This window comes from Streptomyces flavusporus (assembly GCF_046267975.1).
Taxonomy (GTDB): Bacteria; Actinomycetota; Actinomycetes; order Streptomycetales; family Streptomycetaceae; genus Streptomyces; species Streptomyces flavusporus.
Genome location: NZ_CP176503.1, coordinates 5478390 through 5503973, shown reverse-complemented (window position 1 = coordinate 5503973; position 25584 = coordinate 5478390). Strand labels below are relative to the sequence as shown.

At 70.9% G+C, this 25584-nt stretch carries 19 protein-coding genes and 3 pseudogenes; 5 read left to right on the top strand and 17 right to left on the bottom strand.

Annotated elements, in window-relative coordinates:
- Window positions 1-50 precede the first annotated feature (50 nt).
- Window positions 51-971, bottom strand: a complete 921-nt coding sequence (locus ACKTSN_RS26150) for an alpha/beta fold hydrolase (protein WP_409471338.1) — start codon at window positions 969-971, stop codon at window positions 51-53.
- Between the two features lie 550 nt (window positions 972-1521).
- Window positions 1522-2214 (bottom strand): metal-dependent transcriptional regulator, encoded by a 693-nt coding sequence (locus tag ACKTSN_RS26145; protein ID WP_129796318.1) that lies wholly within the window; start codon window positions 2212-2214, stop codon window positions 1522-1524.
- A 250-nt stretch (window positions 2215-2464) separates the two neighbouring features.
- On the opposite strand from ACKTSN_RS26145, the gene ACKTSN_RS26140 reads away from it, so the two are divergent.
- Window positions 2465-3220, top strand: coding sequence for an SIS domain-containing protein (locus tag ACKTSN_RS26140; RefSeq protein ID WP_409471337.1), 756 nt, complete (start codon window positions 2465-2467; stop codon window positions 3218-3220).
- A gap of 209 nt (window positions 3221-3429) precedes the next feature.
- Here ACKTSN_RS26140 and ACKTSN_RS26135 read toward each other — a convergent pair whose 3' ends face one another.
- Together ACKTSN_RS26135 and ACKTSN_RS26130 are read right to left on the bottom strand one after the other, a co-directional pair.
- On the bottom strand, window positions 3430-4842 hold the full coding sequence (locus ACKTSN_RS26135) for a PAS domain-containing protein (RefSeq protein WP_409471336.1): 1413 nt from the start codon (window positions 4840-4842) through the stop codon (window positions 3430-3432).
- Between the two features lie 147 nt (window positions 4843-4989).
- Window positions 4990-5310, bottom strand: a complete 321-nt coding sequence (locus tag ACKTSN_RS26130; RefSeq protein WP_409471335.1) for a GNAT family N-acetyltransferase — start codon at window positions 5308-5310, stop codon at window positions 4990-4992.
- 162 nt (window positions 5311-5472) lie between these two features.
- Here ACKTSN_RS26130 and ACKTSN_RS26125 point away from each other — a divergent pair, with 162 nt between their 5' ends.
- The 3 genes and pseudogenes from ACKTSN_RS26125 (at window position 5473) to ACKTSN_RS26115 (ending at window position 7643) form a co-directional block, all read left to right on the top strand.
- Window positions 5473-6153 carry a response regulator transcription factor gene (locus ACKTSN_RS26125; RefSeq protein ID WP_409471334.1) on the top strand — a complete coding sequence of 227 codons (681 nt, stop codon included), beginning with the start codon at window positions 5473-5475 and terminating at the stop codon, window positions 6151-6153.
- Between the two features lie 189 nt (window positions 6154-6342).
- Window positions 6343-7224, top strand: a pseudogene (gene iscB, locus ACKTSN_RS26120) (RNA-guided endonuclease IscB); the annotation flags it as partial.
- 71 nt (window positions 7225-7295) lie between these two features.
- Window positions 7296-7643 (top strand): hypothetical protein, encoded by a 348-nt coding sequence (locus ACKTSN_RS26115; RefSeq protein WP_409475129.1) that lies wholly within the window; start codon window positions 7296-7298, stop codon window positions 7641-7643.
- 355 nt (window positions 7644-7998) lie between these two features.
- On the opposite strand, the gene ACKTSN_RS26110 is transcribed toward ACKTSN_RS26115, so the two are convergent.
- Window positions 7999-9099 (bottom strand): citrate synthase 2, encoded by a 1101-nt coding sequence (locus tag ACKTSN_RS26110; RefSeq protein ID WP_409471333.1) that lies wholly within the window; start codon window positions 9097-9099, stop codon window positions 7999-8001.
- Between the two features lie 364 nt (window positions 9100-9463).
- Here ACKTSN_RS26110 and pdxH point away from each other — a divergent pair, with 364 nt between their 5' ends.
- Window positions 9464-10141 (top strand): pyridoxamine 5'-phosphate oxidase, encoded by a 678-nt coding sequence (gene pdxH, locus ACKTSN_RS26105; RefSeq protein WP_409471332.1) that lies wholly within the window; start codon window positions 9464-9466, stop codon window positions 10139-10141.
- Between the two features lie 48 nt (window positions 10142-10189).
- Here pdxH and ACKTSN_RS26100 read toward each other — a convergent pair whose 3' ends face one another.
- From ACKTSN_RS26100 to ACKTSN_RS26045, 12 genes and pseudogenes are all read right to left on the bottom strand, one after another.
- Window positions 10190-10840: a TetR/AcrR family transcriptional regulator gene (locus tag ACKTSN_RS26100; RefSeq protein WP_409471331.1), complete on the bottom strand. Its 651-nt coding sequence runs from the start codon at window positions 10838-10840 to the stop codon at window positions 10190-10192.
- Window positions 10828-10977 (bottom strand): annotated as a pseudogene (locus ACKTSN_RS26095) (enoyl-CoA hydratase); the annotation flags it as partial. The gene ACKTSN_RS26100 and the pseudogene ACKTSN_RS26095, both read right to left, overlap by 13 nt.
- A gap of 26 nt (window positions 10978-11003) precedes the next feature.
- Entirely contained in the window at window positions 11004-11843 is an 840-nt protein-coding gene (locus ACKTSN_RS26090; RefSeq protein ID WP_409467189.1) for an IS5 family transposase, read from the bottom strand.
- Between the two features lie 213 nt (window positions 11844-12056).
- A pseudogene (locus ACKTSN_RS26085) lies at window positions 12057-12665 on the bottom strand (enoyl-CoA hydratase family protein); the annotation flags it as partial.
- Entirely contained in the window at window positions 12662-14230 is a 1569-nt protein-coding gene (locus tag ACKTSN_RS26080; RefSeq protein ID WP_409471330.1) for a 4-coumarate--CoA ligase family protein, read from the bottom strand. The pseudogene ACKTSN_RS26085 and the gene ACKTSN_RS26080, both read right to left, overlap by 4 nt.
- 30 nt (window positions 14231-14260) lie before the next feature.
- Window positions 14261-15421 (bottom strand): acyl-CoA dehydrogenase family protein, encoded by a 1161-nt coding sequence (locus ACKTSN_RS26075; protein WP_409471329.1) that lies wholly within the window; start codon window positions 15419-15421, stop codon window positions 14261-14263.
- A 56-nt stretch (window positions 15422-15477) separates the two neighbouring features.
- Window positions 15478-17322, bottom strand: coding sequence for a biotin carboxylase N-terminal domain-containing protein (locus ACKTSN_RS26070; RefSeq protein ID WP_409471328.1), 1845 nt, complete (start codon window positions 17320-17322; stop codon window positions 15478-15480).
- 5 nt (window positions 17323-17327) lie between these two features.
- Window positions 17328-18926, bottom strand: coding sequence for an acyl-CoA carboxylase subunit beta (locus ACKTSN_RS26065; protein ID WP_409471327.1), 1599 nt, complete (start codon window positions 18924-18926; stop codon window positions 17328-17330).
- Window positions 18923-20596 carry an acyclic terpene utilization AtuA family protein gene (locus ACKTSN_RS26060; RefSeq protein ID WP_409471326.1) on the bottom strand — a complete coding sequence of 558 codons (1674 nt, stop codon included), beginning with the start codon at window positions 20594-20596 and terminating at the stop codon, window positions 18923-18925. Before ACKTSN_RS26060 ends, ACKTSN_RS26065 begins: the two co-directional genes overlap by 4 nt.
- Window positions 20593-21387, bottom strand: a complete 795-nt coding sequence (locus tag ACKTSN_RS26055) for a TIGR03084 family metal-binding protein (protein WP_409471325.1) — start codon at window positions 21385-21387, stop codon at window positions 20593-20595. Before ACKTSN_RS26055 ends, ACKTSN_RS26060 begins: the two co-directional genes overlap by 4 nt.
- A 167-nt stretch (window positions 21388-21554) precedes the next feature.
- Entirely contained in the window at window positions 21555-22496 is a 942-nt protein-coding gene (locus ACKTSN_RS26050) for an EamA family transporter (RefSeq protein ID WP_409471324.1), read from the bottom strand.
- Window positions 22497-22602: 106 nt separating this feature from the next.
- A complete protein-coding gene (locus ACKTSN_RS26045) occupies window positions 22603-25527 on the bottom strand; it encodes an FAD-binding and (Fe-S)-binding domain-containing protein (RefSeq protein ID WP_409471323.1) in 2925 nt (974 codons plus the stop codon).
- Window positions 25528-25584 lie beyond the last annotated feature (57 nt).

The window sequence follows — 25584 nt, the reverse complement described above, 5'->3', positions numbered from 1 at the left end:
CGGACCGGGGGTGCCCGGCGCCGGGCACCCCCTGGCGAGCACTGTGCGAGTCAGGTGCCGAGCACGTCGTCCAGGAACGGCTCGATCGCTGCGCGCCATGCGTCCGGCTGGTCGTAGTGCACGAGGTGGCCGGCGTCGGCCACCTCCGCGTACTCGCCGCGGGGCAGGACGCGGACCATTTCCTGCGCCTCGGCCCGGCCGAGCTCGCCGTCGAGGCCGCGGACGACCAGGGCGGGGCACTGGACCTGGGCAAGCTCCTCCCAGTGCGCGTCGTAGACCCAGGTCTCGCGGGACTTCAGCATCTGGTCGGGTTCGAAGACGGGCCGCCAGCCGTCGGGCGACTCGTGCATCACCTCGACGTAGAACTCGCCGCGGGCCGGGTTCGGCCGCTCCACCCAGGGGTCGTCCTCGCCGAACCACTTGCGGACGTCGGCGAGGGTGGCGAAGGGCACGGGCCAGGCCTTGAACCAGGCGGCCCACTCACGCTGCGAGGCCGCGCCCAGCGCGGAGGCCCGCATGTCGCAGATGATCAGCCCGCGCACCAGGTCGGGGCGTTTGGCGGCCAGCTGCCAGGCGGTCAGGGCGCCCATGGCGTGGCCGATGAGGACGGCCGGGGTGAGACCGAGCTGTTCGAGCGCGGCCTCGGCGTCGTCCACGTACGCCTCACGGGTGAAGGAGACCTGCGGGGACTTGTCGCTCTGGCCGTGGCCGCGCTGGTCGAGTGCGACGGCGCGGTGGCGTTCGGAGAGCCAGCGGGCGGTGGAGGCCCAGTGCGAGGCGCGGGCCATCAGTCCGTGGAGTAAGAGCACTCCTGGTGAGGGGTCGCCGTCGGACGGTGCCGGATCGGGATCGGTCCCGGCCGGATCGAGGTCCGCCCTGGCCCGGTCCGGGTCCGCTTTGGGCGGGTCGCCGAACTCCCAGGCCGCGAGTCGTACGCCGCCCGCCCCGGTCACGTCGATGCGTCGCGCCATTGATGCTGGCACCCCCCAAGCTTCGCTCGGCCTGCCTGCCGTCGTAGGTACCGCCCGTGCCTGCCTGTCATATCGGTACTGCTTGTACTACCGCACTCCTCGCGGCTCGCGCCGCCCATCCCCCCATGGGCCTCTCCCGCACCCGAAGACTATCGAATAGCTTTTCGAGAATGGGCTTTCTGCGAGCAACACCCCTCCTTCGAGTGACGCCGCTCAAGGAATGATCCCCGCCGTCGAGGGGAGATGTTCTGCGGGGGGGCGGACCGCTCGGGGAAACCGGTCCGTGAGGAATGACCCTGAGAGCTCGGGGCTCCGGGTCAGCACAGGGGAGGACAGGCCCCGGCGCCGCACGGCGCCGGGGCTCTCCGCTCGACTCCGGCCCATCCACCCGCCCCCTCCGGCCATACGCCCGGTCATATGCCTCACGCGACAGCCTCGCACGCGGAACGCCCGTGCGCTGCAATTCGGCACAGGGAGACTCGGATTCGACGAGATCGACGGCGTGAGGACCCCCAACTCCGTGAATCCCGGAGAGTTGAACGGTTTCCGCTCAGCGCTTGGCGACGAAGACGTGGGAGGCGACGTCCGACTCCAGTTCGGCGGCCTCGCCGCCGCTGCCCACCAGCACACCTCCGGCCGACTCCGTCACGCTCACCACCGAACCGGGCTGCACACCCGCCCGGCGCAGCGTGTACATCAGCTGCGCGTCCGTCTGGATCGGCTCGCCGATCCGGCGGACGACCACGGTCTTGCCCTCCACGCCCGGGTCGAGGTCGGCCAGCGAAACCATCCCCTCGTCCAGGAACGGGTCGGCGCCGTCCTTCTCGCCCAGCTCCTCCAGGCCCGGGATCGGGTTGCCGTACGGCGACTCGGTGGGGTGGCGCAGCAGCTCGAGCACCCGCCGCTCCACGGCCTCGCTCATCACATGCTCCCAGCGACAGGCCTCCGCGTGCACCTGCTCCCACTCCAGGCCGATCACGTCGACGAGCAGACACTCGGCGAGCCGGTGCTTGCGCATCACGCGGGTGGCCAGCCGACGGCCCTCGTCGGTGAGCTCCAGGTGCCGGTCGCTGGCCACGGACACCAGACCGTCGCGCTCCATCCGCGCCACCGTCTGGCTCACCGTCGGCCCGCTCTGGTCGAGCCGCTCGGCGATCCGGGCGCGCATGGGGACCACACCTTCCTCCTCGAGCTCGAGGATGGTGCGGAGATACATCTCCGTTGTGTCGATCAGTCCGGACATACGTGCCCCTCGATGAGATCTGCCGAAGGCTCGACGGCTCTCCGGCGCGTGCGCTGGCCCTGGCTTCAATTCTGCCGGATACCACCGACAACCGTGCCGCGCCGTTGAAACCAGACGGTTACATGCTGGTATGCGACGGCCGTAAGCACACCGTCGACGCCGCTGTCACCCCCGTATTGACATCCCACTGGTCCAGACCGCACCGTGATCCGCACACCGGCACGCACAGCAGCGCAGCGAAGGAGCTCGCATGGGCGACAGCAAGCTGGCCGACCAGTACCTCGACGCCACGATCGGCCTGCTGCACCGCATCCGCGACGAGGAGGCCGGGCCGATCGCGGCCGCCGGCACGCTCCTCGCCGACACCGTCGCCGCCGGCGGCCGCCTCTTCGCCTTCGGCGCCGGACACTCCTCCCTCGCCGCCCAGGAGATCGTCTACCGGGCCGGCGGACTCGCCCTGATGAACCTGCTGGCCGTACCCGGAGCCGTCGGCGTCGACGTCATGCCCGCCACCCTCGGCTCCGCCCTCGAGCGCGTCGACGGCCTCGCCACCGCCGTCCTCGACTCCTCCCCGATCCGCGCCGGCGACGCCCTGATGATCATCTCCCTGTCCGGCCGCAACGCCCTCCCCGTGGAGATGGCGATGCACGCCCGCACCCTCGGCGCGAAGGTCATCGGCGTGACCTCCGTGGCCTACGCCGCCCAGACGACGTCCCGCCACGCGTCCGGCACATACCTGAAGGACCACTGCGACATCGTGCTGGACTCGAAGATCGCGGTCGGCGACGCCGAGCTCACCCTCGACACCGTCCCCGCCCCCTTCGCGCCCGCCTCGGGCGTCGTGACCACGGCCCTCCTCCAGGCCGTCATGGCCACGGCAGTCGGCACCCTCGCCGACCGCGGCATCGAACCCCCACTGCTGCGCTCCGGCAACGTCGACGGCGGCCACGACTGGAACGCCCGCGTGCTGGAGCAGTACGGGGACCGGATCTTCTACCGGCACTGAACGCTCCGCTGGAGGTCCGGTACGCCACCTGCGGGTGCGTCGTGGCTGGTCGCTCCCCCACTCTCGGCTTCTCCCCCACTCTCGGCTTCGCTCGAGCGGGGGGACCCCCATGAGCGGGGGGGACCCCCAACGCGGCGGAGCCGCATATCGGTACAGCCCCGCGCCCCTTTTGAGGCGCGGGGAACTGCACCGGACTTCGCCGAGCCCCCTCAGTCCCTGTCCGGCGGCAGCAGCCCCGCCAGGTCCAGCGCCGTCGCGATCCGTACGGCGACATCCTCGGCGAACGCCGTGTCCGACCGCTCGAACGCGCTCCGCCCGCTCCCCCGCAGGAACGTCACGACACCCAGCGTCCGCGCCCGGCTGCGCAACACCGCGCACAACGCGTGCACCGCGTCGGCCGGCCACTGCCGGGACACCGCCCACGCGCGCGCCTGCTCGGCCGCCACGCTGCCGACACTGGCCCGCACCGTGCCGATCCGCTCCACACACTGCAACGCCGGATGCCCCTCGGCATACCGCACCGGCAACCCGGCCGCACCGGTCGGCAGGCTCGGCCCCGGCGCACCCGACGGCGTGGCGGCCACCCGCACCAGCCGTACCTGCCCCGCGGGCTCCGTGTCGGACAGCGCACCACCCGCCACCCGGTCGATCAACGCATGGTCGGCGAAACCGGCCAACGCGAAGTCCAGGTGGACGGTCGCCGCCTCCGCCGGGTCCTCGCACTCGGCAGCCGCGCGGGCCGCCCGGTGCAGCTGATTGCTGCGGAACCGCAGCAGCGCCGCCTCCTGCTCACCCTGCTTGGCCTCCGTCACGTCCTGGAACAGCCAGCCCACCCCGAGCGGCACCGGCTCCTCCGCGAGCGGCGAGGCCAGCCGCAGAAACCCACTGCGCCAGCAGCGCCGCTTGTCGCCCTCCGGCGTGCGCACGCTCACCCAGATCTCGGCGGGCGCCGGCGGCGCACCCTCCGCCAGGACGTGCGTGAAGGCACTCTCCAGCTCCTCCACACCCTGCGCGAGCAGCTCACCGAGCGGCCGCCCCAGCACGGACGTACGCCCCGTGCCCAGCGCGCGGGCCGCATGCGCGTTCACCACCGCCGGCCGCAGGTCGGCGTCGACGAGGACCACACCCCAGCTCGCGTCCTCGAACAGGGCCTCGCTCAGCGCGATGGACCGCTCCAGGTCGATCTGCGCGTGCACCTCACTGAACGCGCAGTACACCCCCGCGGGCTTCCCGTCCGGCCCCCGGACGGCCGCGGACTGCGTCCGTACGAGCACCCGCCCGCCGTCCTTCGTCAGCAGCGCGAACTCGTGCACCTGACGGCCGGGCGCGTCCATGGCGGACATCAGCCGCCCCTCGACCTCCTCGGCGTCGGCGCTGCGCACCGCCCACCCGGCGAAGCCCTGCCGCCCGACGGCCTCCTCCGCCGACCATCCGAGAATCCGCTCGGCCTCGCGGTTCCAGTGCGTCACGACCCCGTCGGCGTCGAAAGCGCACAGCGCCGCATCCATGCCGTCCAGCAGGGCGGCAAGCAGATCCGAACCACCCGAACCCTCCGGGCCGTCCGGCCCGGGCTCGTCCGGTCCCAGTTCGTCCGTGGTCCCACTACGCCGGGAAGCACTCACCTGGACCCCCTGCAGGCTGCGTCCGCACGTACGGCACGTCGCTTCGCTCACTTGCAATCATTCAACTCGAACGTGACGCAGCCCACACCTGGTTCCCACAAGATTGCAGGAATCGTTGTGCGGCGGAAACCGGACGACAACCCACCGCTAACACCCGGTGACCGACAGTCGAAGATCGACCCACTCGTCCCGCTCACCGTCCAGCACATACCGCTCGACCTCGACGAACCCACGCGCCCCGGCGAACCGCAACCCGTCCTCATTGACCGCCAGTACGCACGTCTCGACCGCATCGGCACCCAGCACGCGCGCGTACGCCAGCCCGTTCTCGTAGAGCAACGCCCCGACCCCCCGCCCCCGCCACTCGGGCAGCACCCGCGCGATCACGGTCACCACCCCCGCCTCCCCCTCCGGCGGCCGCACGGTCGAACACCCCACGAGCACATCACCGACGTACGCGTTCTCCAACCGATAGCCCCCTGGCTCCGGAACCGAGAGGACACGGCACGACGTGCGAGTACTACGCCATGACGGCCGACCGCTTCGACGATCGTTCGGGAGACGCCTACCGGCTCTGCTTCCGGGACAGCACACTGGTGTCCCTGGACGCCCTCACCCCATGAGCATCCGATGATCCGGGTGCTGGTCGCCGACGACGAAGCGATGATCCGCGCAGGAGTGCGGGCCGTCCTTTCCACCGATCCGGACATCGACGTCGTCGCAGAGGCCGTCGACGGACACGACGCCGTGGAACTGGTTCGGCGCCACCGTCCTGCGGTGGCCGTACTCGACATCCGCATGCCGGGGATCAACGGCATAGAGGCGGCCGAAATCCGCAGAACAGTGCCGGCCACAAGCGTCATCATGCTGACGACGTTCGGTGAGGACGACTACATCCTCCAGGCACTCGGCGGCGGCGCAGCCGGCTTCCTGATCAAGTCGGGCGAGCCCGAGGAACTGATCACAGGGGTACGGGCAGTCGCCGAAGGCGCCGCCTACCTGTCACCGAAAGTCGCGGCCCGAGTCGTCGCGCACCTCGCGGCGACCGGCACGGGCACCCTCGCCGGCCGGCGCGCCGCTGCCCGCGACCGGGTCCACTCCCTCACTGCTCGGGAACGGGAGGTACTGGCCTACCTCGGCAGCGGACTGTCCAACGGGCAGATCGCCCGACGGCTGCACGTGGTGGAGGGAACGGTCAAAGCCCATGTGAGTTCCATCCTCGCGCGTCTCGGCGTGGACAACCGAGCTGCTGCCGCGGTCGTGGCTCACGAGGCCGGGATCGTTCCTCCGCCAATGTCGCCCCAACCGTGACGCCGCCCGTTCAGCAAGGGGCATGAACACGAGCAGCACGGCCGCCACCACCGTGTCGCCGAGAATCGCACCGGCGGGCAAGGCACCCGAGCCCGTCGGCGTCACGCCAAGAGCGCCGCCACGGCGGCGAACGCGGCAGAGATCGGGAGCGGTGACGCTCCCCCGCACGACCAGTCGTATAAAGGCGGTATGGGCGCGAGCAGAGTCTTCGTACTCTCCAAGGACGGGCAGCCCCTCATGCCCTGCCATCCCGCCCGCGCCCGCGAACTGCTGCGCAAGGGCCGGGCCGTAGTCGCCCGGCAAGTGCCCTTCACCATCCGATTGAAGGACCGCACACGCGCCGAGTCGGAAGTCGACGGCGTGCAGTTACGCATCGACCCTGGCTCCAAGGGCACAGGCCTCGCCCTCACGGACGAGAAAAAGGAGACCGGCGAAGACGGCGCCATCGCCACCATCCGACGCGGACTGATCTCGGTCGAACTCCAGCACCGCAGCGACCAGATCCGCGCCTGCATGCAGCAACGTGCCGGATACCGACGGCGCAGGCGCTCGGCCAACTGCCGCTACCGATCACCCCGCTCACACAACCGCGTCCACCCAGCAGGATGGCTGCCACCCTCTGTAAGCCACCGCGTCGACACCACCCTCTCCATCGCCAGCCGCCTGTGCCGATACGCACCCGTCACCGAAATCCACCTCGAACGGGTCTCCTTCGACACCCACTCCATGAGCGCGGGCAAGCCGCTCAGAGGAACCGAGTACCAGCAAGGCCCCCTCGCCGGAACCAACGCTCGCGCGTACCTGCAAGCCAAATGGAATAACGCCTGCGCATACTGCGGCGCCACCGGCGTGTCCCTGAACATCGAGCACGTCAGGCCTCGCAGCCGGGGAGGTTCCAGCCGGATATCCAACCTGGTCCTCGCCTGCGCCCCCTGCAACCAGACCAAGGGCAGCAAAGCCGTGGAGGTCTTCCTGGCCGACCGACCCGACCGCCTCGCCAAGATCCGCCAACAGATCAAAGCACCGCTCGATGACGCCGCTGCCATGAACGCGACCGGCTCGCAGCTCACCGAAGCACTCAGCACGCTCGGCAGACCCGTACACACCTGGTCGGGAAGGCTCACCAAGGCCACCGCAGCGCCATGGGCCTCGCCAAGACCCACACCATGGACGCTCTGTCCATCGGGCCTCTTGATCACGAGAGCGGCGACCGGATCGTACGGTTCCCCAAACAGGTCCTGGTTGCCAAGGCCACAGGACGGGGCTCCTACGCCCGCACCACTCCCGACCGCTACGGCTTCCCCCGCCTGCGGCGGTCCCGCACCAAGCAGCACTTCAGATATGTCACCGGCGACCTCGTACGGGCGGTCATGCCCTCAGGCAAGTGGGCAGGCACGTGGGCAGGCACGTGGACCGGCCGGATCTCGGTCCGCGCCAGGGGCCAGCACAGCCTCGCAACGCCGTCGGGCCGGATCAACGTCTCCCACTGAAATCTGCGGCTCCTACAGCGGGGCGACGGATACGGCTACAGCATCCGCCCCGAGCCAGCGCCGTCAACATCTCGGAAATTCGGTTGATTGGCGATCGACCGGTTCGTAGTGTGTTGCCCACGTACGAAAGGAGGTGATCCGGTACATGTATGAAACCCGGACGCGCGAGGTGGCTGCGGGCTAGCGGCCCGTCACCACACCCAGTGCGGTGCCGGACCAGTGCGTGACAGACGCGTGCAGCCGGCCCAATCTCAAGCAGTCACCCGACCCGCGAGTCGCCGGTACGTCCGGCCGGCTCCTCCGCTGGAGGAACCAGACTCGCGGGTCGTCTGCGTTCAGGGACCGTTTCAGGCGGTCAGTGGGCGATGTCCTCGTAGCCCTCGATTGCGCGCAGGTCGCGGGGGCCCGGGCCGACGTAGCGGGCGGAGGGGCGGACCAGGCGGCCGGTGCGCTTCTGTTCGAGGATGTGGGCGGACCAGCCTGCCGTGCGGGCGCAGGTGAACATCGAGGTGAACATGTGGGCGGGGACCTCGGCGAAGTCCAGGACGATGGCCGCCCAGAACTCCACGTTGGTGGCCAGGACGCGGTCCGGGCGGCGGTTGTGGAGTTCTTCGAGGGCTGCTTTCTCGAGGGCCTCCGCCACCTCGTAGCGGGGGGCGCCCAGCTCGCGGGCCGTGCGGCGGAGGACTCGGGCGCGCGGGTCCTCGGCGCGGTAGACGCGGTGGCCGAAGCCCATGAGGCGTTCGCCCTTGTCGAGGGCCTGCTTGACGTATGCCTCGGCGTCGCCGGTGCGCTCGATCTCCTCGATCATGCCGAGGACGCGGGAGGGGGCGCCGCCGTGCAGCGGGCCGGACATGGCTCCTACGGCGCCGGAGAGGGCCGCCGCCACGTCGGCGCCGGTGGAGGCGATGACGCGTGCGGTGAAGGTGGAGGCGTTCATGCCGTGTTCGGCTGCCGATGTCCAGTAGGCGTCGACCGCCGCCACGTGCTTGGGGTCGGGCTCGCCGCGCCAGCGGATCATGAAGCGTTCGACGACGGAGTGGGCCTTGTCGATCTCGCGCTGCGGGACCATGGGCAGGCCCTGGCCGCGGGCGGACTGGGCGACGTAGGAGAGGGCCATGACGGCGGCTCGTGCCAGGTCCTCGCGGGCCTGTTCGGCGTCGATGTCGAGGAGGGGTTTGAGGCCCCAGACGGGCGCCAGCATGGCGAGTGCCGACTGGACGTCGACGCGGATGTCGCCGGAGTGGACGGGGATGGGGAAGGGCTCGGCGGGCGGCAGGCCGGGGTTGAAGGCGCCGTCGACGAGCAGGCCCCAGACGTTGCCGAACGAGATGTGACCGACCAGGTTCTCGATGTCGACGCCTCGGTACCTGAGGGCGCCGCCCTCCTTGTCCGGTTCGGCGATCTCCGTCTCGAACGCGACGACTCCCTCGAGCCCAGGTACGAAGTCGGACATCAGGCGGCTCCTCGTGATGTTGGGACGGGTGGTGTTGTGGAGGGGTTGAGCTGTGGGGCTTGTGGGGGTGGTGGGGCTTGTGGGGTGATGACGGGTGGGCTTCAGCGTGTGGGTGGTGCTGGTGCGGCGACCATGAGCTGGTGCGAGTGTGGTGATCGCCCGGTGGATCCGCGGTCGTGTGCGTGGCGTTCGAAGACTCGCGGTCCTGGGCGGTCACTGGGGTGATGCCCGGCTGGCGGTCACCCAACCGGGACGGCCTCTCAGCACGATATCTCCGAGTGCCACCCTTGGGGAGAGTTTGCGGCACTCAGTGCCAGTCAGTGACGAAGGCCACCGCCCGCCGCGCATACGGCAAGATGATCGCGTGACCGACGAAGCCGCCGTTCCCGCCGCGCACCCCGATCCTGCCGCGATGCGCAAGCACTACCGGGCCGAGGGTCTCGCCGAGACCGATCTGGCCGCCACTCCCGTCGAGCAGTTCGCGCGCTGGTTCCGGCAGGCCGCGACGGAGGGGCGGCTGTTCGAGCCGAACGCCATGGTGGTCTCCACGGCCGACGCGGAGGGCCGGCCCAGTTCTCGTACGGTGCTGCTGAAGCACTTCGACGAGACCGGTTTCGTCTTCTACACGAACTACGACTCCCACAAGGCCCGCGACCTTGCCGAGAACCCGTACGTCTCGCTGCTCTTTCCGTGGTATCCGATGGCCCGGCAGGTGATCGTCACCGGCATCGCGCGGCGTACCGGGCGGGACGAGACGGCGGCGTACTTCCGTACCCGGCCGCACGGGTCGCAGCTCGGGGCGTGGGCGAGCGCGCAGTCCTCGGTGATCACGACCCGTGCGGATCTCGAGGCCGCGTACGCCGAGCTGGCGGCCCGCTATCCGGACGGTGAGCAGGTGCCGGTGCCGCCGCACTGGGGTGGTTTCCGGGTGGCCGCGCAGGCGGTGGAGTTCTGGCAGGGGCGGGAGAACCGGTTGCACGACCGGTTGCGGTACGTGGCGCAGGCGGACGGCAGCTGGCGGGTGGAGCGGCTCAGTCCGTGACGGGGCCTCATCCGTGACGCGACTCAGTCCAGGACCCGGCTCCGTCCGTCAGGCGGCCCCATCCGTCACGCGGCCCAGCGCGTCGTCCAGGAGTGTCGCCCACTGGGTCACCACGCCTTCGCGGCGCTGGGCGTCGTCGGTGAGAAGGTTGGCCAGGCCCAGGCCGCGGGCCATGTCGAGGAGGCCCTGGACGGTTTCGCGGACGCCGGGGCGGGGTTCGTCGGCGGCGAGGAGGTCCACGGCTATGCGGTGGGTTTCGCGGCCGACGCGGGCTTCGAGTTCCGTGACGCGGGGCCGCAGCTGGTCCTCGTTGGAGGCGGCGACCCAGAGGTGGAGGGCGGCGCGGAACAGTGGCCCTGTGTAGAGGTCGACGAGGGCCGCCACGACGGCGCGGCGGTCGCCGGCGGCGCCTTGGGGGAACAGGGCGCGCAGGGCGAGGGAGCGTTCCTCGGCGACGTATTCGACGGCGGCGGTGAAGAGGTCCTCGCGGGTGGGGAAGTGGTGTTGGGCGGCGCCGCGGGAGACTCCGGCGCGTTCGGCGACGACGGCGACGGTGGAGCCTGTCCAGCCGTGTTCGGCGAGGCAGGCGACGGCGGCTTCCAGGAGCCGTTGCCGGGTGGCGCGGCTGCGGTCCTGCTTGGGAACGCGGTCGACGGTGGTCACCGTGGTGATGGTGTTGGCCGAGTTCACAGCACCCATGGGGGATCCCGTCGTTCGAGGAAGGCGGTCATGCCTTCGCGGGCGTCGGCGGAGGCGAACATGCGGGCCGAGAGTGCGGTCAGGTGGGCCGCGTCCCGGTCGAATGTCTCCAGCACCCTAGCTGTGAGAGGGCGTTTGATGTAGACGAATTGCCGTTTATTTCCTAGTAAGTTCCTCGCCAGGTTGGTGTGGTCTCGTCCGTTATGCGCTTGGTGAGGTTGTCGATCGAGGCGATGTGGATCATGGCTTCGGAGCTGGCGGGCAGGGTCTCGTAGTCGCGGGTGAGGCGGCGGTGCATCATGATCCATCCGATACTCCGCTCCACGACCCAGCGTCTTTTGACGACATGAAAGCCGCGGATTTCGGGGTTTCTTTTGACGACTTCGACGTCGATTCCGAGGTTGGCTCCGTGCTCGATGACGGCGTTTTTGAAGCCGGTGTCGACCCACGCCTTTGAGATGGTGGGGTAGGTCTTCTTGGCCTGGTCGAGGAGTTGTATTCCTACGGCGTTTTCCGACAGGCTTGCGGCGGTGACGGTTACGGCGAGGAGTAGGCCGAGTGTGTCGGTGATGATGCCCCGCTTCCTACCGACGATCTTCTTTGCGGCGTCGGTTCCCTGGCTGGTCAGGGGTACGTTGGTGGAGGTCTTGACGCTCTGGGTGTCGATCACGGAGGCGGTGGGTTCGGGTTTGCGGCCTTCCTTGACGCGGGCCAGGCCGGTGAGGTCGTAGTTGAGCTGGGCGAGGATTCCTTCGTCGCGCCAGGCGGCGTAGTAGGCGTAGACGGTGCCGTGGTTGGGGAAGTCGTGCGGGAGGTATTTCCAGGGGATTCCGGTGCGGTTGACGTACAGGATTGCGTTGAAGACATCGCGCAGTTCGACCTGGGCCGGCTGGCCGGTGGGTCTGCGGTCGAGTCGGGCTTTCCTCCAGGCGGATAAGGTCGGTTCGATCAACGCCCATCGGGCGTCGGACAGGTCGCTGGGGTACGGCTTGCGCTGGCTCACGAAAGGGCTCTTACACGAACAGCACCGCTGACAGCGGTACTTGACCGGCTGGGCGTTTCCATGACGTCCATAGACCAGACGGAATCTGGGTGCGAGATGCGGAGTAAATAGGCGCCGAGGCTGGAGCCTGGAAGGCCGTGAAACTGCACGTAGGGCGTGAATCACTCCAAAGAGATCACGCCGCAAGAACGACGCAACACCGCAAGCCATACCTAAACGCCCACTGAGCAGGCGTTTCGTCTCGGTCAGGGCCTGGGGAGCCGCTTTGCGCAGGCTGTCCAGGACGGGGGCCAGTACGTCGTCCACGTCGTCGCCCGTCGCTGTCAGCAGGCCGATGCGGGCGGCCTCGGTGGCGTCGAAGCGTTCACCGGTGAGGTAGTGGCGGGCGAGGGCGCGGGGGTCGGTGCGGGGCAGGAGGGTGAGGGAGATGACGGCGGGGGCGACGCCGATCCGTACCTCCGTGAACGCGAAGGTGGCCGCGTCGGACGCGGCGGCGATGTCGCAGGCGGCGAGCAGACCGAGTCCGCCGGCCCGTACGTGTCCGGTGACTCGGGCGACGACGGGTTTGGGCAGTTCCACGATCTGCCGGAGCAGGCCGACCAGCGTGTCGGGGTGGGGTGGGTCGCGCAGGTCGGCGCCTGCGCAGAAGGTGGTGCCGGTGTGGGTGAGGACGACGGCGCGGATGTCGCTGTCCTTGCCGCAGTCGGTGAGGGTGTCGGCGAGTTCGCCGACGAGCGCTGCCGAGAGGGCGTTGCGGTTGGCCGGGGAGTCGAGGGTGAGGGTCTCGACTCCCCGCGTGCGGGTGCGGCCGATCAGTGTCACGTGGTCTCCCGGAGCTGCCGGCGCAGGATCTTGCCGGAGGTTGCGCGGGGCACGGCGTCGATGAAGGTGACCTGGCGGACCCTCTTGTAGGGAGCGACGCGTTCGGCGACGTACATCATGACCTCTCCTTCGGAGAGGTCGGGTGCGGACGGCTGGCGGACCACGTACGCGCGCGGGATCTCGTTTCCGTCCTCGTTGTAGACGCCGATGACGGCGGCGTCGGCGATGCCCGGGTGGGTGAGGAGCAGGGCTTCCAGTTCGGCGGGGGCCACCTGGAAGCCCTTGTACTTGATGAGTTCCTTGACGCGGTCGACGACGAAGAGCCATCCGTCTGCGTCGACGTGTCCGATGTCGCCGGTGTGCAGCCAGCCGTCGGTGTCGATCATCGCGGAGGTGGCGTCGGGGCGGCCCAGGTAGCCCTTCATGACCTGGGGGCCGCGGATGAGGATCTCGCCGGCTTCGCCGACTCCGAGGTCCTTGTCGGGGTCGTCGAGGGAGACGATCCGCATCTCGGTGCCGGCGATGAGGCGGCCGACGGTCCCGGGCGGGGCGTCGTGCATGGCGTCGAGCGGGACGACGTGCGTGCCGGGGGACAGTTCCGTCATGCCGTAGGCCTGGCCGACGGGCGGCAGGTTCAGGCGGCGCGAGCAGGCGGCGGCGAGGTTGGCGTCCAGGGGGGCGGCGGCGCTGATGACGTACTTCAGGGACGACAGGTCGTACTGCGCGACCGTCGGGTGTTTGGCGAGGGCGAGGACTATGGGCGGGGCGACGTACAGGCCGGTGATGCGGTGGTTCTGGATGGCGGCAAGGAACTGTTCCAGATCGAAGCGGGGCAGGACGACGACCGTGGCGCCCATCCTCAGGGGCGCGTTCATCAGGGCTGTCAGCCCGTAGATGTGGAAGAAGGGCAGGACCGCGAGGACGCGGTCGCCGGGGCCGGCGGAGATGGCCGGTTCGAGCTGGGCGAGGTTGGTGGCGATCTGGCGGTGGGTGAGCATCACGCCCTTGGGGATGCCCGTGGTGCCGGACGAGTACGGGAGGGCGGCGACGTCCGCCACGGGGTCGATGTCGATCTGCGGTTCGGGGGCCGTGGACGCGAGCATGTCGATCAGCGAGCGGTGGCCGGGCGCGCTGTCACAGACGAAGATCTCCCGGACGCCGCCCGCGAGTTCGGCGGCCCGCCGGGCGGTGTCCAGCAGCGGCGAGACGGTGACGATCCAGCGGGCGGCCGAGTCGCGGAGCTGCTTGGCGAACTCCTCGGCCGTGGCGAGCGGGTGGACGGTCGTGACGGAGGCACCCGCGCGCGTGGCGGCGTAGAAGGCCGTCGGGAAGGCGATGGTGTTGGGGCTGTGCAGGGCGAGGACGTCGCCCTTGCGGACGCCGGCCTCGGCGAGCGCGGCGGCGATCCGCCGGTGGAAGCGGTCCACCTGCTCGTAGGAGAGGGTGGTGCCGTCGGTGCCGTCGATGAGCGCGGGCGCGTCACCGAATTCCGCGGCCCGGCCGAGCACGGCCTCGTGGATGGGCAGTTCGACGGGTGATACGTCTGCGTACTCGCTGCGGAACATCGGTTCCTCCTCGCACAACGCTGTGCCGGATCAGTACGACTTGGGCAGGCCCAGGGTCTGGTGGGAGACGTAGTTGAGAATCATCTCCCGGCTCACCGGTGCTATACGAGCAACGCGTGCGGCCGTTATCAACGATGCGAGCCCGAACTCGCGCGTGAGGCCGTTTCCGCCGAGGGTGTGCACGGCCTGGTCGACGGCCCTCACACAGGCCTCCCCGGCCGCGTACTTGGCCATGTTGGCGGCCTCTCCCGCACCCATGTCGTCCCCGGTGTCGTACAGGTGGGCCGCCTTCTGCATCATCAGGCGGGCCAGTTCGAGGTCGATGTGCGCCTGGGCGAGAGGGTGGGCGATGGCCTGGTGGGCGCCGATGGGCGTGTTCCAGACGCTGCGGTCGCGGGCGTACTCGATGGCTTTCGCGAGGGCGTAGCGGCCCATGCCGATCGCGAAGGCGGCCGTCATGACGCGTTCGGGGTTGAGGCCGGCGAAGAGTTGCAGCAGGCCGGCGTCCTCGTCGCCGACGAGTGCGTCGGCGGGCAGCCGTACGTCGTCCAGGACCAGCTCGAACTGCTTCTCCGCGGCGTTCAGTTCCATGTCGATGGGGTGCCGGGTGAAGCCGGGCGCGTCGCGCGGGACGATGAACAGGCAGGGCTTGAGGCGGCCGGTGCGGGAGTCTTCTGTGCGGCCGACTATGAGGGTGGCGTCGGCTGTGTCGACGCCGGAGATGAAGACCTTACGGCCGGTCAGGAGCCAATCGGGGCCGTCTTTGCGTGCCGTCGTGGTGATGCGGTGGCTGTTGGAGCCGGCGTCGGGTTCGGTGATGCCGAAGGCCATGGTGCGGGTGCCTTCGGCGATGCCGGGGAGCCATTGTTGTTTCTGGTCGTCGGTGCCGAAACGGGCGATGACCGTGCCGCAGATCGCGGGGGATACGACGAGCATGAGGAGGGGGCAGCCGGCTGCGCCGAGTTCTTCGAGGACGATGGAGAGTTCTGTGATGCCGCCGCCTCCGCCGCCGTATGCCTCCGGCAGGTTGACGCCGAGGTAGCCGAGTTTTCCGGCTTCTGACCAGAGTTCGTGGGGGTGGCGGTTTTCGGCGACGGCTTTGGTGAGGTATTCGCGGCCGTAGCGGTTGCCGAGGGCGGCTACTGCGGCTCGTAGGGTCTTGTGTTCTTCGGATTCGATCGTAGGGGTCATGTGCGCCCTCCGGGTGCGGGTTGTTTGTGGCTGGTCGCGCAGTTCCCCGCGCCCCTTTAGGTCTCCTGCACTACCGCCAGTAGTGCGCCGACCTGCACTTGTTGGCCCGGGGTGGCGTGGAGGGCTGTGAGGGTGCCTGTGGCCGGGGCTGAGATCTTGTGCTGCATCTTCATCGCCTCCAGCCACAGGAGGGGCTCTCCGGCCCGTACCGGTGCCCCTACGGTCACGCCCTCGGCGACGCGGACGACCGTGCCGGGCATGGGGGCGAGGAGGGATCCGGCGGCGTGCTGGGCCGTGGGGTCGGGGAAGCGGGGGAGGGCTGTGAGGGAGGTGGAACCCACGTACACCTGGTCGCCGTACGCCGCCACCTCGAACTTCCTTCGTACGCCGTCCACTTCGAGTACGACGAGCGTGGCGCCGGCGTGCACGACCCGTACGCCGTCGGCCGTCAGGCCGCCTCCGCGTGTGTGGCGGTAGCGGGCCTCGTGTTCCTCGCCGGCCATCAGGTACCGCTTGATCTGCGGCTGTGAGGGCACGTTGCGCCAGCCGGCGAAGCGGGAGCGGCCGTGGGCGTCGGCGAGGGCGGCGGCCAGGGGGGTGAGGGGGTCGGGGGTGGGATCGGTGAGTTCGGGGAGGTGGCGGTCGTAGAAGCCCGTGTCCATGCGGGCGGTGGTGAACTCCTTGTGCCGCAGGGAGCGGATCAGGAGGTCGCGGTTGGTGGTCGGGCCGTGGACGACGGTTCGTTCCAGGGCGCCGGCGAGTTTGCGGAGGGCCTCCGCGCGCGTGGGGGCGTGGGCGACCGCCTTGGCGAGCATGGGGTCGTAGTGGATGCCGATGTCGTCGCCGTCGGTGTAGCCGGTGTCCAGGCGGATGCCTTCGGGGGCGGTGAGGCGGTGCAGGGTGCCGGTCTGGGGGGCCCAGTCGCGGGCCGGGTCCTCGGCGTAGAGGCGGGCCTCCATGGCGTGGCCACGCGCGCGTGGGGAGTCGATTTCGAGGGCGTGGCCCTCGGCGACGCGGAGTTGGAGGGCGACCAGGTCGATGTCGAACACGGCTTCTGTGACGGGGTGTTCGACCTGGAGGCGGGTGTTCATCTCCAGGAAGTGCGCCTTGTCGTCGGCGACCAGGAACTCGACGGTGCCGGCGCCGACGTAGCCGACGGCGCGGGCGGCGCGTACAGCGGTGTCGTACAGCTCCTGGATGAGCTCGTCGGTGAGGCCGGGGGCCGGTGCCTCCTCGATCACCTTCTGGTGGCGGCGCTGGAGGGAGCAGTCGCGGGTGCCGAGCGCCCACACCGTGCCGTGCGTGTCGGCGAGGACCTGCACCTCGACGTGGCGGCCGTTCTCCACGTACGGCTCGACGAACACCTCGCCGTCGCCGAAGGCGCTCGCCGCCTCGGCGCGGGCGCCCTCCAGCGCGGCGGGCAGGTCGTCGAGCCGGCGCACGATCCGCATCCCGCGCCCTCCGCCCCCCGCGGCCGCCTTGACCAGCACCGGCAGGTCGTCCGCGGTGACGTCACCCAAGGGCGCCAGCCCCAGCAGCTGTTTGGCACGTGTCTTGGACGCCATCGCTTCGATGGCCTGCGGGGGCGGGCCGATCCACACCAGGCCCGCGTCGAGGACCGCTCGGGCGAAGTCGGCGTTCTCGGAGAGGAAGCCGTAGCCGGGGTGGACGGCGTCGGCGCCGGCCGCGACGGCCGCCTTCACGATCAGGTCGCCGCGCAGATACGTGTCGGCGGGCGCCGTGCCCGGCAGCCGTACGGCCGTGTCGGCCACGCGCGCGTGGAGGGCGTTTTCGTCGGCGTCCGAGTGCACGGCGACCGTCCGGATTCCCAACTCACCGCAGGTGCGGAAGATCCGGCAGGCGATCTCGCCCCGGTTGGCGACGAGCAGAGTGGAAATCATGGACCTCACATCCGGAAGACGCCGAAGCCGCCGCGTACGCCCTCGTAGGGCGCCGTGTGGATGGCGGACAGGCACAGGCCGAGGACGGTGCGGGTGTCGCGGGGGTCGATGACGCCGTCGTCGTAGAGGCGGCCGGACAGGAACATGGGCAGGGACTCGGACTCGATCTGCTGCTCGACCATGGCCCTCAGCGCGGCGTCGCCCTCCTCGTCGTACGGCTGCCCCTTCGCGGCGGCCGACTGGCGGGCCACGATCGAGAGCACGCCGGCGAGCTGCTGCGGGCCCATGACGGCGGACTTGGCGCTGGGCCAGGCGAAGAGGAAGCGGGGGTCGTAGGCGCGTCCGCACATGCCGTAGTGGCCGGCGCCGTAGGACGCGCCCATGAGGACGGAGAGGTGGGGGACCTTCGAATTGCTCACCGCGTTGATCATCATCGCGCCGTGTTTGATGATGCCGCCCTGCTCGTACTGGCTGCCGACCATGTAGCCGGTGGTGTTGTGCAGGAAGAGCAGGGGGATGTCGCGCTGGTTGGCGAGCTGGATGAACTGGGCGGCTTTCTGGGACTCCTCGCTGAACAGGACCCCTTGGGCGTTGGCCAGCACGCCTATGGGATAGCCGTGCAGGGTCGCCCAGCCGGTGGCCAGGCTGGTGCCGTAGCGCGGCTTGAACTCGTCGAAGTCGGAGGCGTCGACGATCCGGGCGATCACCTCGCGTGGGTCGAAGGGGGTCTTCAGGTCGCCGGGGACGATGCCGAGGAGCTCGTCCTCGTCGTACTTGGGGGGTGCGGCCGGGCCCGGATCGTCGTACGCCTTGCGGTGGTTGAGGCGGGCGACCACGCGCCGGGTCTGGCGGAGCGCGTCCTGCTCGTCGACGGCGAAGTAGTCCGCGAGGCCCGACACGCGCGCGTGCATGTCGGCTCCGCCGAGGGACTCGTCGTCGCTCTCCTCGCCGGTGGCCATCTTCACCAGTGGCGGGCCGCCGAGGAACACCTTCGCGCGTTCCTTGACCATGATCACGTGGTCGGACATGCCGGGGATGTATGCGCCGCCCGCGGTCGAGTTACCGAAGACCACGGCGACGGTGGGGATTCCGGCGGCCGAGAGGCGGGTGAGGTCGCGGAAGATGGCGCCACCCGGGATGAAGATCTCCTTTTGTGAGGGCAGGTCGGCGCCGCCGGACTCGACCAGGCTGATGCAGGGCAGCCGGTTGGCGAGGGCGATGTCGTTGGCGCGCAGGGCCTTCTTCAGGCTCCAGGGGTTGCTGGCGCCACCGCGCACGGTCGGGTCGTTGGCGGTGATCAGGCACTCGACGCCCTCGACGACCCCGATGCCGGTGACGAGCGAGGCGCCCACGGTGTACTCACTGCCCCACGCGGCCAGCGGCGACAGTTCCAGGAACGGCGTGTCGGGGTCGAGGAGCAGCTCGATGCGCTCACGGGCGAGGAGCTTGCCGCGCCGCCGGTGCCGTTCGACGTACTTCTCACCGCCGCCCGCGAGGGCCTTGGTGTGTTCGGCGTCGAGGTCGGCGAGCTTGGCGAGCATCGCGTCGCGGTTGGCCCGGTAGTCGGCGCTGGTGGTGTCCAGGGCGGAGGACAGGACGGTCACAGGAGGGCCTCCGGGATGTCCAGGTGGCGGGAGCGCAGCCATTCGCCGAGGGCCTTGGCCTGCGGGTCGAAGCGGTGCTGGGCGGCGACGCCGGCGCCGAGGATGCCCTCGACGACGAAGTTGAGGGCGCGCAGGTTGGCCAGGCTGTGCCGCGTGACCGGCAGGGTGCGGCTCTCGGGGATCAGCTCGCGGAAGCGGTCCACCGTCAGCTCGTGCGCGAGCCACCGCCAGGCCTCGTCCGTACGGGCCCACACCCCCACGTTGGCGTTCCCGCCCTTGTCGCCGCTGCGGGCGCCGACGACCAGGCCGAGGGGGGCGCGGCGGGTCGGGCCTGGTGGCAGGGGCTCCGGCAGGGGCGGTTCGGGCACGTCTTCGAGTACGAGGGTCTCGGCGGCGGGAGCCGCAGGTAGACGGCGTCCGTCGTGGAGGACGGCCACATGGTCGACGGCACCATGGGGGACGTAGACATCCTCGAAGACCCCATAAGTCGAGCCCTTTCCAGGTGGCGCCAGCACATGGAAGCCGGGGTAACTGGCCAGCGCCAGCTCGACGGCGGCCCCGCTCAGGGCCCGGCCGACGGTCTCCTGGTCGGGGTCCCGTACGACGAGCCGGAGCAGGGCGCTCGCGGTCTCCTCGGTGTCGGCGTCGGGCCGGTCGGTGCGTACGAGGTTCCACCGCACCTCGGCGGGCGGGGACTTGGCGAGGGCGTCCGCCATCTGCTGCCGCACGAGCGCGGCCTTGGCGTCGATGTCGAGGCCGGTCAGCACGAAGGTGACCTCGTTGCGGAAGCCGCCGAGCCGGTTGAGGCCGACCTTGAGGGTCGGCGGCGGGGCCTCGCCACGGACACCCTCGATGCGGACGCGGTCCGGTCCGTCCTGCGTCAGCCGTACGGTGTCCAGCCGGGCGGTGACGTCGGGCCCCGCGTACCGGGCGCCGCCGGTCTCGTACAGGAGCTGGGCGGTCACCGTACCGACGTCGACGAAACCGCCGGTGCCGGGGTGCTTGGTGATGACGGCGGTGCCGTCGGGGTGGATCTCGGCGAGGGGGAACCCGGGCCGGTGGGCGTCGCCGTCGCGGAAGAAGGAGTAGTTCCCGCCGGTGGCCTGCGTGCCGCACTCCAGAACATGCCCGGCGACGACGGCGCCCGCGAGCCGGTCGTACTCCCCCGGCTGCCAGCCGAAGTGGGCGGTGGCGGGCCCGGTGACCATGGCGGCGTCCGTCACCCGCCCGGTCACCACGATGTCGGCGCCCTCGCGCAGGCAGGCCGCGATGCCGAAACCGCCGAGGTAGGCGTGGGCGGCGAGGCTTCCGGGGTGCCGGGCGGTGAGGTCGTCGCCCTCGACGTGCGCGACGCGTACGGGGATGCCGAGGCGGTCGGCCAACTCCCGTACCTTGTCGGCGAGTCCGGCGGGGTTGAGGCCGCCGGCGTTGGTGACGATCCGGACTCCCCGCTCGTGCGCGAGCCCGAGGCACTCCTCCAGCTGCCGCAGGAAAGTACGGGCGTATCCGGCGCCCGGGTCCTTCAGCCGGTCGCGGCCCAGGATCAGCATGGTCAGCTCGGCGAGGTAGTCGCCGGTCAGGACGTCCAGTTCGCCGCCGGTGAGCATCTCGCGCATGGCGTCGAAGCGGTCGCCGTAGAAGCCGGAGGCGTTGCCGATGCGGAGGGTCATCCGGCGGCTCCCTTGGGTGGGCGGCCGGTGCCGGGCGGGCCCGCGAAGGCCTGGGCGATGTCCAGCCAGCGGTCGGCGTCCGAGCCTTCGGCGCGTAGGGCCAGGTCGGTGCGGTGGGCGCGCTGGGTGACCAGCAGGCAGAAGTCGAGGGCGGGGCCGGTGACACGCTGGGCGGCGTCCTCGGAGCCGTATGCCCACAGGTCACCGGAGGGGCTGCGGAGTTCGACGCGGAACTCCTCGGCGGGCGCCGTGAGACCGTGCACGCCGAAGGCGAAGTCGCGGGCCCGTACCCCGATGCGGACCACATGCCTCAGCCGGTCCGTGGGGGTGCGCACCACACCCAGGGCGTCCGCCACGTCCTGGCCGTGGGCCCAGGTCTCCATGATGCGGCCCGTGGCCATGGAGGCGGCGGACATGGGTGGGCCGTACCAGGGGAAGCGGGCGCCGGGCGGGGCGGCGCGCAGGGCCTTGTCGAGGGCGGTACGACCCTCCCGCCACCTCGACAACAGCTCGGCGGGCGGGAGGTGGGCGCCGTCGTCCGCGCCGTCGTCGACGAACGTGTCCGGCGCGGCGAGCGCCTTCTGCGCGACCGCCCGGAAGCCGTCGGCGTCCGTGACGGCCAGCAGGGCCTGCCGGTCGGTCCAGGCGAGGTGGGCGATCTGGTGGGCGACGCTCCAACGGGAGGCGGGGGTCGGGAGCCTCCACTGCTCGGGCGTCAACTCGGCCACGAGCGCGTCGAGTTCCTCGCTCTCCTCGCGCAGATCGTCGAACACGGGCGTCGGATCGGACACGGGCGCTCCCTAGGGCACGGCGGTGTGCGGCGCGGTGTGGGGAGCATGGCAGTGACGCCAGAAACAATCAAGCGTGCTTGCATGAAAATATGGCCGGGTTGCGCGGAAGCGCTCGGGCGGGGGGCGGGGCAGCCCGGCACTGATGGGTGCCGCAGCGGCCCGAACCGTCAAGAGGCGACCTTGCCCCTCAACTGTCGCGTCTGCGTCCGCACCGCCCCCATGCTCGCCGCGACGACAAGCGCGATCGCGGCGGCCTCCATGACGGAGAGGGCCTGGTCGAGGACGAGGAAGCCGGCCGTCGCCGCGAGGGCCGGTTCCAGGCTCATCATGATGGCGAAGGTGGGGGCGGGCAGGCGGCGCAGCGCGAGGAGTTCGAGGGTGTAGGGGAGGACGGAGGAGAGAAGCGCCACCGACGCACCCAGGCCGAGCGTCACCGGGTCGACGAGTTTCATCCCGGACTCGGCGATGCCCAGCGGCAGGAACAGCAGGGCCCCCACCGCCATCGCCAGAGCGAGTCCGTCGGCCTGGGGGAAGCGGCGACCCGTGCGGGCGCTGAAGACGATGTACGCCGCCCACATAGCGCCCGCGCCCAGCGCGAACACCACCCCCACCGGGTCGAGGTCGCCGAAACCGCCGCCGCTGAGCAGGACGACACCGGCGAGGGCCAGCCCGGCCCACACCAGGTTGAGCGCCCGGCGTGACGCCAGGACGGACAGGGCGAGGGGGCCGAGGACCTCCAGCGTGACCGCCGGGCCCAGCGGGATGCGGGCGACGGACTGATAGAAGAGGCCGTTCATCGCGGCCATCGTGATGCCGAAGACGATCACCGTGCCCCAGTCGGTACGGGAGTGACCACGCAGGCGCGGACGGCAGACCAGCAGCAGGACCACCGCCGCCACCAGCAGCCGGAGCGCCACCACGCCGAGCGCACCGGCCCGCGGCACCAGGGTGACCGCCAGGGCGCCGCCGAACTGCACCGAGACCCCACCGGCGAGCACCAGTCCGACGGGACCGAGTGAGCCCCAGCGGCGTGCGGTGCCGTTCTTCGACGCGGGTGCGGTCCGAGTAGGGGTGGGCGAAGACGTGGTGGTGGCGTCGGGGGTACTCACAGGCGATCCAGGGCTCGGCTCGAGGTTCGTTCATCACGATGTACTGACGAGTCCAGGGTAGTGGACTACGTCAGGTGTGTGAACCCATGATGCGACTGTCCCGGAGTCAGGGCCCGGACGCCTCCAACGCCTCCGCCAACACCTCGGCCAGATGCCGCCCCCGCACCCCGGCCAGCTGCTCCAGCTGCGTCCGGCAGGAGAACCCGTCCGCCAACACCGCCGCCTCCGCCGCCGCGCCCCGCACCGCCGGCAGCAACTGCTCCTCCGCGCACGCCACCGACACCTCGAAGTGCCCTTTCTCGAAACCGAAGTTGCCCGCAAGGCCACAGCAGCCGCCGCTCAGTCCCCCGGAGAGCCCCGCAGCCTCACGCAGTCGGCGGTCGGCCGCGTCCCCCAGTACCGCGTGCTGATGGCAGTGGGTCTGCCCCACCGCCGCACGGTCGACCGGGGGCGGCCTCCAGCCGGGGGCGAGTCGCTCGAGGGCCTCCGCGAAGGTCAGGACGCGGTCGGCCAGGCGGCGGGCGCGCGGGTCGTCGTGCAGCAGCTCCGGCAGGTCCGTGCGGAGCGCGGCCGCACAGCTCGGCTCCAGGACGACGACCGGCGCACCGGCTTCCAGCACCGGTGCCATCAGGTCCAGCGTGCGGCGCATCACCGTGCGGGCGCGGTCGAGCTGGCCCGTGGAGACGTATGTCAGGCCGCAGCAGACCCGGCCGCGGCGGGCGGTCAGCAGAGTGAGCGCACTTCGGTCCTGCCCGGCCCTCCTGCGTGCCGTCGGCGGTAGGGCCACTGTCAGCCCCGCCGCCTCCAGCACCCGTACGGCCGCCCTGCCGACGGACGGCGAGAGGTGCTCCGTGAAGGTGTCCGGCCACAGGACGACCCGGGGGCCGCCACGGGCCCGCGCACCGGACTCCCGTCTCCACCACCGGCTGAACGTCTCCCCGGCGAGCCGCGGAATCTCCCGCTCCGGCGCGATCCCGCCGACCCGCTTGCCCAGCGCCGCCAACAGCCCGACCGATGCCAGGGCGTTGACCAGCGGCGCGGTGCGGGTACGCGCGACCGCCCGCAGCCACACCGGAAGCCACCCCATCGTGTAGTGCGCGGCCGGTCTGCGTCGCCCCGCGTAGTGGTGGTGCAGGAACTCCGCCTTGTACGTGGCCATGTCGACGCCGACCGGGCAGTCCGTGCGGCAGCCCTTGCAGGACAGGCACAGGTCCAGTGCGTCCCTGACCTCCTCCGAGCGCCACCCGTCGGTGATCACCTCGCCCGCCAGCATCTCGTGCAGCAGCCGGGCCCGCCCGCGCGTGGAGTGCTCCTCCTCGCCCGTCGCCCGGAACGACGGGCACATCACGTCCGCGCCGGACACCGTCGTCGTACGGCACTTGGCGACGCCCACGCACCGTCGTACCGCCGCGGAGAAGTCGCCGCCGTCCGTCGGGTAGCCGAAGGCGACCTCCACCGGCTTGCGCGGCAGCACCGCGAACCGGAGGTTCTCGTCCAGCCGGGCCGGCCGGACCAGCATTCCGGGGTTGAGCAGGTCGTCCGGGTCCCAGATGTCCTTGGCACGGGCGAAGAGGGCGACCAGCTCCGGTCCGTACATCTTCGGCAGCAGTTCCGCCCGTGCCTGGCCGTCGCCGTGCTCCCCGGACAGCGAGCCGCCGTGCGAGACGACCAGTTCGGCCAGCTCGTGCGAGAAGCGGCGGAAGCGGACGATGCCGGCCTCCGTCAGCAGGTCGAAGTCGATGCGGACGTGGATGCAGCCGTCCCCGAAGTGGCCGTACGGCGTGCCGCGCAGGCCGTGGTCGGCGAGCAGGCGCCTGAAGTCCCGTAGGTAGTCGCCGAGTCGGGCGGGCGGCACCGCGCAGTCCTCCCAGCCCGGCCATGCTTCCGTGCCTCCCCCCGGTCCCGTCCGGGAGGTGCCCCCCGGCATCCGGGTCGCCGTGCCGCTCGCGTCCTCGCGCAGCCGCCACAGGGCGCGCTGTCCGGCCGGGTCGGTGACCACCACGGCGTCGGTCACGTCCGCCGCCCGGACGATCGCCTCCGCATGTGCGCGTGCCTCCGTCTTGCTCGCGCCGCCCGCCTCCACGAACAGCCAGGCGCCGCCGCGTGGCAGCCCCGCCGACGGCGGTATGAGGTCGGCGGCCATGCCCTCCACGGTCAGCGGGCCGTACGGCAGCAGTCCGGCCGCGGCCTGGGCCGCCGCGCTCTCGTCCGCGTACGCCAGCACGGCGAGCGCACGCGCGCGGGGTGCCTCGACCAGGCGTACGGCCGCCTCCGTCAGGACGCCCAAGGTGCCCTCGGAGCCGCAGAAGGAGCGGGCCACGTCCGCACCCTTCTCCGGGAGCAGCGCGTCCAGCGCGTACCCGGAGATGCGGCGCGGCAGGGACGGGAACCCCGTCCGCAGGAGTGCCAACTCGCCCTCCACCAAGTCCCGCAGGCCCTCGGGGGCGCCCTGCCAGTCCGGGCCCAGGGTCAGCGCGTCGCCCCGCGCGGTGAGCACCGACAGCGCGCGGACGCTGTCCGCCGTGGTGCCCCAGGCCACCGAGTGGGAGCCGCACGCGTTGTTGCCGATCATTCCGCCCAGCGTGCAGCGGGCATGGGTGGAGGGGTCGGGGCCGAAGCGCAGGCCGTGCGGGGCGGCGGCCTCCTGGAGGCGGTCCAGGACCAGGCCCGGCTGCACCACGGCCGTGCGCGCCTCGGAGTCCAGGGACACGATCCCGTTCATGTACCGGGTGAAGTCGAGCACCACGCCTGTGCCCGTCGCCTGCCCGGCAATTGAGGTGCCGCCACCACGGGCGACGACCGGCACGCCGTGCGCACGGCACACGCTCAGCGTCGCCGCCACGTCGTCCGCGTCCCGGGGAGCCACCACGCCGAGCGGCACTCGTCGGTAGTTGGACGCGTCCATGGTGTGCAGCGCGCGCGCCGTCGTACCGAAGTCGACCGCGCCGCGCACCGCCGCGTCCAGTTCCGCCCGCAGCGCGGCGGCGTCCACGTCCACCGCCGCGGGCTGCCGCTCCCCACGATCCGTCATGTTTCCCAGGATGCCTCCGACCACTGACAGTGACCGGCCCAAAGCGTGCCGAAACCT